13 protein-coding genes are annotated in these 14320 nt (G+C 33.9%); 6 read left to right on the forward strand and 7 right to left on the reverse strand.

Translation table 11 applies throughout. The annotated features are described in order from the left end of the window. Positions 1-30: 30 nt before the first annotated feature. Positions 31-1365: a DNA repair protein RadA gene (gene radA, locus ACQH2P_RS07570; protein ID WP_425363671.1), complete on the reverse strand. Its 1335-nt coding sequence runs from the start codon at positions 1363-1365 to the stop codon at positions 31-33. A 259-nt stretch (positions 1366-1624) separates the two neighbouring features. Here radA and ACQH2P_RS07575 point away from each other — a divergent pair, with 259 nt between their 5' ends. Further along, complete coding sequence (locus ACQH2P_RS07575; RefSeq protein WP_425363672.1) at positions 1625-1774, forward strand: hypothetical protein; 150 nt, start codon at positions 1625-1627, stop codon at positions 1772-1774. Between the two features lie 13 nt (positions 1775-1787). Here the strand turns inward: ACQH2P_RS07575 and uvrA are convergent, their stop codons facing one another. Then, the gene (gene uvrA, locus ACQH2P_RS07580) at positions 1788-4646 is read right to left on the reverse strand and encodes an excinuclease ABC subunit UvrA (RefSeq protein ID WP_425364135.1); all 2859 of its coding nucleotides are present in this window, start codon (positions 4644-4646) and stop codon (positions 1788-1790) included. A 107-nt stretch (positions 4647-4753) separates the two neighbouring features. Here uvrA and ssb point away from each other — a divergent pair, with 107 nt between their 5' ends. The 3 genes from ssb (at position 4754) to ACQH2P_RS07595 (ending at position 7274) form a co-directional block, all read left to right on the forward strand. Continuing rightward, positions 4754-5197 (forward strand): single-stranded DNA-binding protein, encoded by a 444-nt coding sequence (ssb, locus tag ACQH2P_RS07585; RefSeq protein WP_425363673.1) that lies wholly within the window; start codon positions 4754-4756, stop codon positions 5195-5197. A gap of 202 nt (positions 5198-5399) precedes the next feature. Further along, positions 5400-6122 (forward strand): leucine-rich repeat domain-containing protein, encoded by a 723-nt coding sequence (locus tag ACQH2P_RS07590; protein ID WP_425363674.1) that lies wholly within the window; start codon positions 5400-5402, stop codon positions 6120-6122. Between the two features lie 354 nt (positions 6123-6476). After that, the gene (locus ACQH2P_RS07595) at positions 6477-7274 is read left to right on the forward strand and encodes an alpha/beta fold hydrolase (protein WP_425363675.1); all 798 of its coding nucleotides are present in this window, start codon (positions 6477-6479) and stop codon (positions 7272-7274) included. Between the two features lie 30 nt (positions 7275-7304). Here the strand turns inward: ACQH2P_RS07595 and ACQH2P_RS07600 are convergent, their stop codons facing one another. The 5 genes from ACQH2P_RS07600 to ACQH2P_RS07620 form a co-directional block, all read right to left on the reverse strand. Continuing rightward, the gene (locus ACQH2P_RS07600) at positions 7305-7547 is read right to left on the reverse strand and encodes a hypothetical protein (RefSeq protein ID WP_425363676.1); all 243 of its coding nucleotides are present in this window, start codon (positions 7545-7547) and stop codon (positions 7305-7307) included. 56 nt (positions 7548-7603) lie between these two features. Beyond that, positions 7604-7756 (reverse strand): hypothetical protein, encoded by a 153-nt coding sequence (locus tag ACQH2P_RS07605; protein WP_425363677.1) that lies wholly within the window; start codon positions 7754-7756, stop codon positions 7604-7606. Further along, positions 7719-7889, reverse strand: a complete 171-nt coding sequence (locus tag ACQH2P_RS07610) for a hypothetical protein (protein ID WP_425363678.1) — start codon at positions 7887-7889, stop codon at positions 7719-7721. Before ACQH2P_RS07610 ends, ACQH2P_RS07605 begins: the two co-directional genes overlap by 38 nt. Positions 7890-8062: 173 nt before the next feature. After that, positions 8063-9562 (reverse strand): Npt1/Npt2 family nucleotide transporter, encoded by a 1500-nt coding sequence (locus ACQH2P_RS07615; RefSeq protein ID WP_425363679.1) that lies wholly within the window; start codon positions 9560-9562, stop codon positions 8063-8065. 250 nt (positions 9563-9812) lie between these two features. Then, positions 9813-10925: a glycosyltransferase family 4 protein gene (locus ACQH2P_RS07620; protein WP_425363680.1), complete on the reverse strand. Its 1113-nt coding sequence runs from the start codon at positions 10923-10925 to the stop codon at positions 9813-9815. Positions 10926-11108: 183 nt separating this feature from the next. Between ACQH2P_RS07620 and ACQH2P_RS07625 the strand changes: the two genes are divergently transcribed. Continuing rightward, positions 11109-12023 carry an NAD-dependent epimerase/dehydratase family protein gene (locus ACQH2P_RS07625; protein ID WP_425363681.1) on the forward strand — a complete coding sequence of 305 codons (915 nt, stop codon included), beginning with the start codon at positions 11109-11111 and terminating at the stop codon, positions 12021-12023. Next, positions 12020-14320, forward strand: coding sequence for a glycosyltransferase (locus tag ACQH2P_RS07630; RefSeq protein WP_425363682.1), 2301 nt, complete (start codon positions 12020-12022; stop codon positions 14318-14320). Before ACQH2P_RS07625 ends, ACQH2P_RS07630 begins: the two co-directional genes overlap by 4 nt.

Consider the following 14320-nt stretch of genomic DNA (forward strand, 5'->3'; position numbering starts at 1 on the left):
CCATAGGCATCCCCCTACTCTGAACTTTAATTATATTAACTCTCTTAATTCCTTTAGATTACTAATTGGACAAATTAGGTTACTACTCAACTTTTCAAGTTTGGAGCAAATTAATTTATTGAATCCTAATTTTGTTGCTTCTTTTATTCTCATTTCCGCTGCATTTACCTTTCTTATTTCACCAGATAAACCAATTTCTCCAAAAAAAACACTATGTTCTGGCACAGCTTTATTACTTGCTGCAGAAATTAAAGCAGCTGCAACAGCTAAGTCTGAAGCTGGTTCTGAAATTTTAAGTCCGCCAGCAACGCTTAAATATACTTCATAAGAAGATAAATTAAGACCAAATCGTACATTTAGTACGGCTATGATCATTGATAACCTATTCAAATCCCAACCGACAACTGAACGTCTTGGCATTGGTATATTTGAGGGAGCAATTAATGCTTGGATTTCAATTAATAAAGGTCTCGATCCTTCAATCCCAGCAAATACCGTTGTACCACTAACATTTTTATCTCTTTTCATCAAAAATAGTTCGGAAGGGCTAGAGACTTCAATAAGACCGCTAGCAGTCATCTCAAAAACACCAATTTCTCCTACTCCACCAAACCTATTTTTAATAGACCGTAAAATACGGAAATGGCTATTATGATCACCCTCAAAATATAGTACGGTATCAACAAGATGTTCGAGTAACTTAGGACCAGCTAATTGCCCATCTTTTGTCACATGACAGCTAAGCAAAATAATAATATTATTATGCTTAGCATAGCTAACTAATTCATTAGCACAGGCACGAATCTGGGAAATAGTACCAGGTGGTGATGATAATGTGCGAGTTACCATCGTTTGAATTGAATCGATAACTACCAAATCAATATTGTTCTTATCGGCATCAATAGTTGAGATAATATCTTCAATATTAGTTGCGGCTAAGATGGATGCTGTTTTATTATTAAGTCCTAATCTTAAGGCTCTGAGTTTTATTTGGTCAATAGATTCCTCTCCAGTTACATACAGGCAGCACTTCATTGTAACACAAGAAGTGCTTGCCACTAAGTGTAATAATAAAGTTGATTTACCAATTCCAGGATCACCACCAATTAAAATTGCAGAAGAGCAAACCAACCCACCTCCCAGCACCCTATTTAATTCATTTATAGGGGTAGGAGTACGTAACGAATCCACAACGACACCATCAAGCTTTTGTATTTCTTGTTTATTGCCTAACTTAACTTGTACTTGACTGATTATCTCTTCTTCAATCCCTCCCCATAAGCCACAATCAAAACATTGCCCAGCCCATTTTGATGTACTGTTACCACAATTTGTGCAAATATATTGTTTTTTAATTTTACTCACTTTCTTAACTTCTCAAGTTTTTACTATATAGCTAACCCGATTAGTATTTAGCCATAACAAACCGACGTCATTGCGAGGCCACGTAGTGGTCGTGGCAATCCATTTTTGGTTACTTTTATGGATTGCTTCGTCGCCGCAAAGCGACTCCTCGCAATGACGGAAGTACTTTCGCCTCCTCGCAATAACGCCGGTTATTTTTCCACAACTTTTAAACTACCATGATAACCTCTAACCCCCGTCCTCTTCTAACTTTCGACAGTTGTGCTACTTTAGTAGCGACGAAGCCATTGTAAATTGTCATTCCCGCGAAGGCGGGAATCTAGATACCTGCTTTCGCAGGTATGACACAAAGTTTGTATCACCTAATTCAATAGGTTTCACTATAGCAAAATTTCTGTCCACTAAGTGAAAAAAGTAATTAATTATAGATAATCTTTTAAATATCTTCCAGTATGACTTTCGTTACAACAAGCAATATCCTTCGGAGTCCCGGTAGCTACTATGCAACCACCTTTATCTCCCCCCTCAGGCCCAACATCTATAACGTAATCTGCTGTTTTGACAACATCTAGATTATGCTCAATAACTACTACAGTATTACCCATATCAACTAATTTATGCAGCACTTTCAACAATTTATTAATATCATCTATATGTAAACCTGTTGTTGGTTCATCAAGTATGTATAAAGTTTTGCCCGTTGAGCGTTTTGATAATTCTTTAGCTAATTTTATCCTTTGGGCTTCACCTCCAGACAAAGTAGTAGCAGATTGACCGATTTTTATATAACCAAGTCCTACCTCATTTAAAGTAACAAGCTTTTCGTAGATTAGTGGCACTTTCTCAAAAAAACTCATTGCATCATCAACTGTCATCCTAAGGACATCAGATATAGATTTATCCTTATATTTAATTTCGAGAGTCTCCCTGTTATATCTATCTCCATTACAAACATCACATTTTACATAAATATCAGGTAAAAAATGCATTTCTATTTTAATCAGACCATCGCCTTGACATGATTCACATCTCCCACCTTTAACATTGAATGAAAACCTACCAACTTTATAACCTCGTGTTTTTGCAGCTGGTAGCTCAGCAAACCAGTCTCTAATATGGGTAAATGCACCTGTGTAAGTTGCCGGGTTTGACCTTGGTGTACGACCTATTGGTGACTGATTGATATCAATAACCTTGTCAATATATTCAAGACCGGTAATTGATTTGTACTCTCCTGGAAAGATTTTTGAAGATGGTTCTAAAAACTTTAAAGCTGCTTTATACAAAGTGTGAATTATTAAACTTGATTTTCCACTACCGGATACTCCAGTTATTGCTGTGAAACTACTCAGAGGGATTGTAACATTAACATCTTGTAAATTATTAGACACAGCTCCAGTTAAAGCTATTACCTTACCGGAAGAGGATACCCTAGTATTTGTTGGCACTTCAATAAATTGTTTACCGCTTAAATAGCTACCAGTTATACTATCTGCACATTGTTTAATTTCCTCAATTGTTCCTTGAGCTACTATATGTCCGCCATGAATACCAGCCCCTGGTCCAACATCGATAATGTGATCCGATTCATACATTGTCTCTTCGTCATGCTCAACAACCAGCACTGTATTACCAAGGTCTCGAAGATTCTTAAGAGTTTCTATTAATCGAGCATTATCACGCTGATGTAAACCAATTGACGGTTCATCAAGTACATATAACACCCCGCTGAGTCCCGAACCAATTTGTGATGCTAAGCGAATACGCTGGCTTTCTCCACCAGATAAAGTGCCTGACTCTCTAGACAAAGCAAGATACTCAAGACCAACATTCATAAGAAATTGTAGTCTTTCTTTAATTTCCTTTAATATACGTTCAGCAATAGCCATTTGTCTTTTATTAAGCTGTTTATCTAATTGATTAAACCATTGTTGTAGTTGCAAAATACTCATGGCAGATATTTGTCCTATATGATGATCGGCAATTTTAATACAAAGAGATTCCGTTTTTAGTCTATAACCTGTACAAGATGTACATTTGTGGTCTGCTTTGTATTTTAATAATTCTTCTTTTACTAAAGAGGACTCAGCCTTACGCTCCTTTTCTTGTAAGCTAGGTATTATTCCGGCAAAAGGTTGCTGGATAGTCTGAGATTTAGAACCATCATGATATTGGAAATCTATAATTTCATCACCCGAACCATGGAGCAATACTTGCTGGATCGCATTTGGTAATTCTACAAAAGGAGTGTCTAATGAAAACTTATAATGACTTGCTAAGGCTTTTAATGTTTCTAAAAAGAACTTTGAGGATATTTTACCCCAAGGGGCTATAGCTCCATCTTTAATACTAATTTTACCATCTGGAATAATTAATTCTTTATCAAGAAATAATTCTTTACCAAGACCTTCGCATTTAGGACAAGCACCAAATGGGCTATTAAAGGAAAAGATTCTTGGTTCTATCTCAATAATCTGAAAACCAGAAACTGGACAAGAATATTTTTCTGAAAAAATGATTTTTGAGCCTTTAGTAAGGTTGGTCTCTAATCCGTTTGGCAAGTCAACAATTTCAACATATACTATACCATCTGCTAGTTTAAGAGCTATTTCTAAACTATCTGCCAGCCTATTTCCTAAATCACCTTCTAGAGAAATCCTATCAACAATTACTTCAATATTATGTTTTTTATTCTTATCAAATTTCGGAAGATTATCAATCTCATAAATTTCATTGTTAATTACTAGTCTGCCAAACCCCTGTTTTCTAAGATCAAGGATTTCGCGTCTGAACTCACCTTTCTGCCCTCTTATAATGGGTGCTAAGATGTATAATTTACTTCCCTTAGGAAGATCATGAATAGCATCTATCATCTCCGATATAGTCTGATTCTTTATAGGTAGACCTGTTGCTGGAGAATATGGCACCCCTACCCTTGCATATAGTAATCTCAAATAATCATAAATCTCAGTTATAGTACCAACTGTAGAGCGTGGATTTTTAGATGTAGTTTTTTGATCAATAGCTATTGCCGGCGACAACCCAGAGACTGACTCAACATCAGGCTTATCCTGAAGATGTAAGAACTGCCTAGCATAGGAAGATAGACTTTCAACATATCTACGTTGTCCTTCAGCATAAATAGTATCAAAAGCTAATGAAGATTTACCAGAACCACTAAGTCCTGTAATTACCACAAACTTATTTCTAGGAATGTCAACATTTACATTTTTTAAATTATGCTCCTTAGCACCACGAACTTTAATATATTCTTGCATAATAATTTGTTATAAATTTTCTATAAAATTTTAAAAAACTTGTAGCATTATAGGTGGTTTTGAATTACTATTGCAATAATTAAATTTTTAAATAAATTAGGTAATGATTTGTGGCTGGTAGTTTAAATAAAGCAATATTAATAGGTAATTTAGGGCGTGATCCAGAAATTAGGCATACGGCTGATGGTAAAGAGATAGCAAGTTTTAGTGTTGCTACTTCTGAGACATGGAAAGATCGTGCTACTGGAGAAAAGAAAGAAAAAACGGAATGGCATAGAGTGGTAATATTTAATGAGGGATTGGTATCTGTTGTAAAAAATTATGCCAAAAAAGGAACTAAAGTTTACTTAGAAGGTAATTTACAAACTAGAAAATGGGTGGATAACCTTGGACATGAAAAATATACAACAGAAATAGTGCTGCAGAATTTTAACTCACAATTTATATTGTTGGATTCTAAAGGTGGCGGTACTCAAGCCCCAGATTCTATTGCACCCAAAAATATGGTTACTAATTTTGACCATAGTGATCTAGATGATGAAATACCTTTTTAGACGTTTCCCGTTAAGTTGGCATGTCGTCTCATGACCTAACTTAATACAAATTGAGGTTAATTTTAGATAAAAGATAATTGCTATGACTAGTTTTGGCAAAATAATATTACTTTATGAGGGGAAGTAATATTATATTAATCTGGCATGGTGTAAGTGAACTACACGGCTAGTAACAATAACAATTTTAATATAGGTAGTGATTATGCCGTTGAACATAGAAGATTTCTCTCCATATTTAGAAAATGGATTGCTAGATTTGAATAAAGTGGGCAACAAATTCTATGACGCAGAAGGACACCCTATCTGTCGTACAAAATATTTTGAAAACACATTTGATATAGAACGGTTAGCTGAATTCATACAAAATACCCCAGGTGTTACGGCACTTAAGGCATCTATGTGTGGTCTTGGTGAGATAAGCATAGATAACTTTCAGTTACTAATGGACGCAATAAATAATAGTAATATTACTGGTCTTAACTTTGAAAACAATAGCTTAGGTACTGAAATGGCGCAGAAAATATCTCAGCTCTCTAAGATTATTAATCTCAATCTGTCTTTTTGTAACATTGGTGATGACGGAATAATAACAATAGTTAACAGCCTTGCTAATCTTGTAGATATTAATGTGGAAGGCAATTACATAACTGATACAGGAGCAAATGCAATAGTTAACTATCTTCCTAATATCACCTCTCTTAATATTGCTTATGGCAATAACATAAGTTGTGATAAACTAAAAGAAATAGCTACAGCACATAGTAATACTCTTACTATGTTTAATATATTCTCTAGTGCTTATAGTGGTCAAGCAATATTGCAAGTAGCTGAACTATTGCCTGCTGGCGTTGTTACACTTGGTTCCAACTATATAATAGATTTAGAACACAATGTTATTGTTGATGCACACCCTCCTCTTATTTGAGTAGTAGGGGGTATTTTAGAGGGAGAGTAAATTTGTGTGGTAGGGGGGTTGCCTGTGGCTAATCTGGCTAACATAGCAACTAATTCACAGATGTTTATTAGTATACTTATCTGGTATAAGTCAAAAAAGTCCTCGGGATTTTTAGGAGAAACGAAGCCTGCTACTTACGCGTACATAGACATACGTGAGGAGCGGATGCGAGTTTCGACAACAAAATCACCCACTAGATTGACTTATGCAGGGAATCAATTGACGTTTAGCAATTTAGGAAGGTACGTACATCAATTGTGTGCATCGTTTAGCCTAGGTTTTATTCAAATTCCCTTCACAGTATCTAGAATTGCTCTGCTTTTTATGTCTGTGTTGCTTTCTTCTTGTGTTTCGTCTTTCGAGACAAGGGTTGAGGAAGCAGAAAAACTAGCCTCAATAAACAAGTTTGAGAAGAAACTTGTTAAGGCTGGGGATTTTGTTATTACAACCTACCAACGTATCTCGGATAAAGATAGTCCTTATGTATTCTATATTGAAGGTGATGGGAGTATTAGTATAGGACGCTATGCTATTGCAGATAATCCAACCCCTTCCAAGGTTATGCTGTTTAAGCTTGCCACCCTTGATACTAGACCTAATATAGTTTATATAGCTCGTCCATGCCAATATACACCAGTAGGGCTTAATCCAAACTGTAATCAAGTATATTGGACAGACAAAAGAATGGCTGAAGAGGTTATGGAATCAACAAATATAGTAATAAATAGTATAAATAATGGTAAACCAGCTAGTTTGGTTGGTTTCTCTGGTGGTGGTGGTATTGCTATCTTGGTTGCAGCAAGAAATAAGCATATTAAGGATATAATAACTATAGCAGGTAATCTTGATATTGAAAATTTTAGTAAATATCATGAAGTATATGCATTAAAGAAGTCATTAAATCCCATAGATTATGCTAAAAAAATCAGTAATATCCCGCAATTACATCTTTCTGGAAGCAAGGATGCAATAGTACCTAGTAGTATTATGCATGGCTATGTAAAAGCTAGTTCTTCAAATTGTATACAGCAAAAGATTTTCCCTGATATTACTCATACCAAAGGTTGGGATAAGGTGTGGCAGGATGTGTTAAAAATTAATCTTACCTGTAAACATGATTAATAAGATTTTTACCTTATTCTGTTCAAAATCTTATGGATTTCCAAAGTTTTTGTAGTCTAACCACAGGACAGACTCTGTTATAGTGAAACCTATTGAATTAGGTGATACAAATTTTGTGTCATACCTGCGAAAGCAGGTATCTCTAGATTCCCGCCTACGCGGGAATGACATCCTTTTCATGGTAATGTTGTCATCCCTGCGAAGGCAGGGATCTAGAATAATACTCAAAAAGCCCTTAGCTATTATAGATTCCCGCCTTCGCGGGAATGACACCTTTTGCGTTTAAATATATAGTGAAACCTATTGAATTAGGTGATACAAACTTTGTGTCATACCTGCGAAGGCAAGGCTCTAGATTCCCGCCTTCGTGGGAATGACATCCTTTTCATGGTAATGTTGTCATCCCTGCGAAGGCAGGGATCTAGAATAATACTCAAAAAGCCCTTAGCTATTATAGATTCCCGCCTTCGCGGGAATGACACCTTTTGCGTTTAAATATATAGTGAAACCTATTGAATTAGGTGATACAAACTTTGTGTCATACCTGCGAAAGCATGTATCTAGATTCCCGCCTTCGCGGGAATGACAACTTACAATCGTTATGTTCTTTATCACCTAATCCTATGAGCATAACTATAGAATAATACTCAAAAAGCCCTTAGCTATTATAGATTCCCGCCTTCGCGGGAATGACACCTTTTGCGTTTAAATATAGTAGATGTTGTGTTTTTAAACTTTTGACGGAGAGATTAGATAACTTCTTCATTATTGCAAGGAATAGCTGTAGGTTAGACAATCTTCTTATACTCAAAGTATATTTTTCTTACCGAGTAAATCCATGCAATGCAAACAACGATAAATACTCCCATTAAAAATGGTGAAATAGAGCTAAAAGTTGCTGTTGGTACTAATGTAAAAATAACTGACTGTATTAAGCCGCTTGAAGATTTACCAACTTTCGAGCTAATGACGTCAACAGCGGCTTTACCTTTGGTTTTTAATTCCCTATCAAGAGGGATATACAACATCTCTTTAGAAGTATCCCAAAGTGAATATTTAGTACCTTTTGCTAGAATATTTTGTAAAGCCCCAATTGATACTGCCAGAGCCAATGGAGTCATAAGAATAGCACTGTCAAATAGAGATAATATTTGATGGTCAAATACGATTAAGATAAAGAACAATGTCCCCGTAACCATAACGATAACTGGTGAAATTACGGCAGCAACAAACCAGCTATGACTACGCATTATATTATTGCCTATTATAGTCATTACCATAATAGTCACTCCAGTCCAGAGAATATAAAGGCTGTTGAATTCCGCATAACTATTAACAGTGGGGTATAATTCTTTAATTTTTGCTTTCCATACGGCTTCTACCAAATTTATTGATAAACCAAAGGCAGCAGAGCAAATTAGCATTAACCATAAATATTTTGATCTTATGATATATCTAAAACTTTCCACTAAACCCATGCCATCTTTAGTCGATCTACCGGCTTTAGCCTTTGCATAAAAGGTTGGATTGGTAAAAACATTTTTGCTAATAAACCTTACAAGTAAATATGATATAATAGCCGCAACTACCACGAAACTTGTTGATACTTTTACCAATGTAGTTTTGTTGTCCGGTACGGTAAAAAAATATTTAGCAATAGTGTTAGCAGATGACAAGTTTAACATCAAAAAGCCAACGAAGATTAAAGCAGAATTACCAAATAATGAAAAAAGAGTATAAAATCTTTTTGCTTCTTCTGTTGTAGTAAGCTCATTAGCAAACTGCCAAAACAGTAAAACGTAAAAGATATTTGGCCAAAGCTCAGATAATGTATAAAAAACCACATAACTCCAGTTACCAATTAAAGCTATATACCATTTTAAATGAGGATAATTCCCCATACTTTGTTCTAGAGAATTTGGGTTAATATGGAAAATATGAACATTTGGATAAATGATGAAAGCAAAAAGAATGAAGAACACAATAAAAAAAGTAATTAAATAGCCGTAAATCTTTTCAAAACTACAATGATTAAGCATCTTAGCATAGATTATAACGAATAGAGCCGCTGCAGGTGTTACACAATAAACTTTAGTGAAGCTTACTACTTCAGCACTAATCTCTGAAATTAAAATGCTATCTTTTAAAATTCTTAATATGTTTTGGTTAAATAAGACACAAAACATCAAACCACACATCGGTATGAATTTCCCAAGTTCATGATTATGGATAGGCCAAAAGATAGTTCTGAATTTACTGCTAAATGAATTTGACTTTATTATAGTCATAATAAGGATTCCCTAAGACAAAAAAAAAACTCAATTATGTATCAACTTAAAAAAATGATCTTTTAATGCGTTGAAACTATTCAAGAGCTTTTCCTTAATTGCTTAAGGCTATTGGTAAGGTTAAGAACTTATATATTATTAGGCTTATCATGTCAAGCTATTTAGATTTAGCTTGTATAAAAAATCAGAAGTTGTATATTTCTCCTTGTAATTACCCTAACATACACCATCACACTCTGGGATTAAACATCTAGCTATAAAAACTAACCATCTTCTCGGAAATTAATTGGTTGTCATATTTTGCCAAAATATCTTGTCGAATTTTCTTACCAAGATGTTTTCGCAGTGAAGGCATAGTGATTAGCATCTCCATAGCTATTGCTAAATCTTCTATATTTTGAGGTTTAACTAATAACCCATTTATTTTGTCTTGTATTAACTCTTTGCCACCTGGAGCATCAGTAGTAATAATGGCTCTACCATATGCCGCAGCCTCTAAAAGAGAGCGGCTTAGCCCTTCACGGTAGGAGGGTAACACGGCAATATGAGCCTTTTCCCAGATTTTTTCTATATCTTTCTGATACCCAAGATATTTGATATATCCTAGATTTTGACAGTATTCTAATATGGATTGTGCGATTGATTGTTTATTACCTTTCTCAGGCTCACCAACTAACCAAAACTCAGCATCTATATTTTTCTGTTTTAATATCTTTGCGGCATATATAAATTCATATATACCTTTATCAATAAGCATTCTAGCCACTAAGGCAACTACTATTTTATTACCTAATGGTTCTGGTAGGAGAGGAAACTTCTTGGTTTCTATACCAACACTGCATTGTTTAATGACTAAATTTTTAGGAGCAATAGCTAATTTCACCAGTAAAGCTAAATCATCATCATTTTGTACAACAAATAACATGCTTTTATAATAGCTTATTAGGGATAATATTCTAGCTATAATGTTCCTAGCACATTTTAATAAAAAATTATTACTGATAAACAGTAAACCCATACCAACAAAAGTGTTAATAATTTGTGGTATATTGCACAAAAAGGCACCGATACTTCCATAAAAAACTGGTTTTATAGTGAAATTATGTAATATATCAGGTTTTTCCTTAGTTAATATTCTGATTAACTTGATTAATAATAGTAAATCAGTAAGAAAATTAATACTTCCCCGCTTTATTGAAATTGGAATTACTGGCAAATCATGTTGTTCTATCTTATCTTTAAATTCACTAATATTTGTTAGTACCTTTACTTCATATCCTTTCATTTTAGCGGTCAAAGCAATTGGCAAAAGATGGTTATAAAAGTGCCAATCTGTATTTGTAAAAATAATGATTTTTTTCATTTATTTTTCTTTATAATAACTCTATAATGTAACGCATACACTCACAGCAGAATAGTATACTCAAACGATTTGGAGAATGTGGGCAATAAACAAGGAGTGAGTACACGAATACCTCGCAAGTATTTGCAGGAGCCAATTCTTCAAACCATTTGAGTATAAATGAATTAAACTTATTATTAATATATGTCAAGATATTTAGTCACTGGTGGTGCTGGTTTCATTGGTTCACACCTTGTTAACTTACTAATAAAAGAAGGACATAAAGTCGTTATATTAGACAATCTTTCAACTAGCAATTTCAATTATTCGGTTTATGAGAATGTTGAATTTATTCAAGGAAGCATCTTAGACCAAGATATTTTACAAAAATTATTCAGAAATATTGATGGTTGCTTTCATCTTGCAGCAGTGGCAAATGTGCAGGAATCAATTAACAATTGGCATTACAGCCATCAAGTGAATTTAACGGGAACCATTAATATATTCCTTCAGGCAAGTAAACAAAATATTCCTGTGATCTATGCCTCATCCGCTGCTGTCTACGGTGCGGTAAGTGATTTACCACTACAAGAAAATGGTAAGGTAAGTCCACTTTCTCCTTATGCAGTGGATAAATATGCCTGTGAGCTACAAGCTAAGGCTTTTGGTGAGATTAAATCTCTTAAAAGCTGTGGTTTACGCTTCTTTAATGTTTATGGTAAAGGACAACCTAAAAATTCTGATTATTCTGGTGTAATATCAATATTTAGAGAACAAGTGAAAGATGGTAAAGAGTTGGTGATTTTTGGTGATGGAAATCAAAGTCGTGATTTTATACATGTTTCAGATGTAACAAATATGTGCGTTAGAGCTTTGTCTATTGCGGCATCATCGGCTCCAGTAATAAATGTCTGCACGGGACGTGCCTATTCTATAAATGAACTTGTTAAGCTAATTGATAAAATTGCCATTGTCAAAGGAATAAAATATCTACCAAGTCAAGTTGGTAGTGTAAATAGTTCCGTTGGCAGTCCAGAATTGGCTCGGCATATTTTAAATTATAAAGCAACATATGAGTTAGAAAGTGGATTATTAGAGTTATTTAGCGTAAATTTATGAATTCAAAAGAAACCTTGATTTTAGTAGCTGATGTTAAGGGGTGGGCTTTTGATAGCGTTGCTCAATATGTTCAATCTTTGCTAAATGATCGATATGATTGTCATATAATTTATAGCTGTGATTATAAAACATGCGAGGATTTTATAATTAGCTTAAACCAATATAATTCTATTAAATTAATACATTTCTTTTATCGTGGGTATTTAACGCACTTACTGCAAATTATAGCAGAAGATGGTATTAACACTAATAGCAATATTGAAAAATTATTAAATATTGCCATTACCATTAGCATACCTGATCATCTATTTATGGAAAATGAAGGCGAAATATTAAAAAACTTACCAACTTTTCGATTTATTGACAACTACTACACTAGCTCTAAAAGATTATATGATATTTATGCAAAAACCACAGAATACCCAAAACCTTGTCAAGTAATTTATGATAATGTATTAATCTTAGATTCGAAAAGTACCCCTGAATTTGATTTAGGAACTAATAGGTTAGTTGTCACATGGATTGGTAATAGTGCTTGGGGAAGTTGGTGTGGTAGTATTCGGGACTACAAAGGTCTAAAAACGGTAATTATACCAGCCCTAGAACAGCTTGAGAATGAGAAAATTCATGTCAAAAGATGTATAATAGATAAAAATAAGCGACTACACTCGAAACAAGAAGTTTGGGATACTCTAAAGGAAACAGACATTCTGCTAATAGCATCCGTGCAAGAAGGAACACCGCTGACACTTATTGAGGCGATGGCATTTGGTTGTGCAATTATCACTACTGATGTAGGGATTGCTCAGGAGCTGTTACCTGATATACAGCATGAGTTTATAATTAACAGAAAATATTCGTATTTTACGGATGCAATAAAAAAATTAAATTCTGACAGAGAATTACTAACCAAGATTAAACAACAAAACTTTCTTGCTTATCAAAAAATCTTTGCTAATAAAACTCAAGCACAAAACTTATGGTATTCATTTGTAGAGGATTCAGTAAAAAATCATAGAGAAGAACATAAGCTACAAACAAAGCAACAAATTTTAAGAGATATCAACCTTGTTAATAAGGGGAAATCTACCTCTATTATCAACAGGATCCTTTCTATCCATTTTGTAAAAAAGATAGCACGATTCTTTCTAAAATATTCTTGGTTTAGGTTTTTTGCTAGACGAATAATTACAATGCTTTATTCTTGCTCTTCAGAAAATGATTATGAGAATTTTAAAAATTTTATAATCAAATATCAAGGACAACAAAAAGATATTGACGATATTTACGTAATCTATTCTAGGGCTTTTCCTGGGGTCGCTAACTCTACTAAGGAACTATTTAATCAAACAATTCCTTTCCCTATAGAGGAATCAAACGTTTTGCTAAATTATATTAATTCATATTCACCTAATAATATTACCACAAAAATAGCACAGTTAATTATAAAGACAGGCATTAAGAAATTAGTTATATCGGGTGGGCTTGATGTTCATGTTCAATTAGTAGAAAAATTGCAGGAGCTTAAGGGTGATAATTATTTAGATATTTATTTTTTATGGCATGGCTCCCCTGCCCAATGGGTAGATTCTCATCATTGCCAACATTTTTATAAATGGTTGAATTTGTATCAGCACAATAAAATTAAAGCTATTATCACCCTGAAAAAAGGTTTAGAACAATTTTTGATAACTAATAGCATCCAGTCTTACCTATTACAAAACTTCATACCAACCCCGTTGGAAAGAAAGACGAGTGCCATAGAAAATAGTAAATTTACAATTGGTATATGGAGTGCTTCTAGCATATGGCTCAAGAATCTCTATCCTCAATTTGCAGCAATAAGTATGTTTAAAGATAAGATCTCTTGTTATACTAATTTCTATTTTAATGCCAACAGACATGTTTCTTGGATGATGAGGGATGTAGAACTTAAAGTTTTTCCTGAGCAATTACCACATCAAGAATTAATAAAACTTATTGCCAATACTAATTTAACTTTATACATTACTAATTCAGAATGTTCACCCATGATAGTTTTAGAGAGTCTAAGTTTAGGAGTACCTTGCTTAGTTGGGCCTACAGCAGATGTTTATGATGATCAATTTTTGCGTGATATGTTAACTGTTAATCGTGTTGATTGTCCGTTAACCATATTTAAAGCAATAGAAAAGGTTCAACAAAATATTGATATAATATGCTCCAAACTACCAGAGTTCATTAAAAAATATAATAAAAATGCTCTTGCTTTAAAAAACTCTTTACTAAATGTCATAAATAATGATGTGGGGAGCTAA

This window comes from Candidatus Tisiphia endosymbiont of Hybos culiciformis, assembly GCF_964030975.1.
GTDB lineage: Bacteria > Pseudomonadota > Alphaproteobacteria > Rickettsiales > Rickettsiaceae > Tisiphia.

Excerpts from the sequence above, each read along its gene's own strand:
- ACQH2P_RS07590 (WP_425363674.1), top strand. The coding sequence starts at position 5,400 with ATGCCGTTGAACATAGAAGATTTCTCTCCATATTTAGAAAATGGATTG.
- ACQH2P_RS07595 (WP_425363675.1), top strand. The coding sequence starts at position 6,477 with ATGTCTGTGTTGCTTTCTTCTTGTGTTTCGTCTTTCGAGACAAGGGTT.
- ACQH2P_RS07615 (WP_425363679.1), bottom strand. The coding sequence starts at position 9,562 with ATGACTATAATAAAGTCAAATTCATTTAGCAGTAAATTCAGAACTATC.
- ACQH2P_RS07620 (WP_425363680.1), bottom strand. The coding sequence starts at position 10,925 with ATGAAAAAAATCATTATTTTTACAAATACAGATTGGCACTTTTATAAC.
- ACQH2P_RS07625 (WP_425363681.1), top strand. The coding sequence starts at position 11,109 with ATGTCAAGATATTTAGTCACTGGTGGTGCTGGTTTCATTGGTTCACAC.
- ACQH2P_RS07630 (WP_425363682.1), top strand. The coding sequence starts at position 12,020 with ATGAATTCAAAAGAAACCTTGATTTTAGTAGCTGATGTTAAGGGGTGG.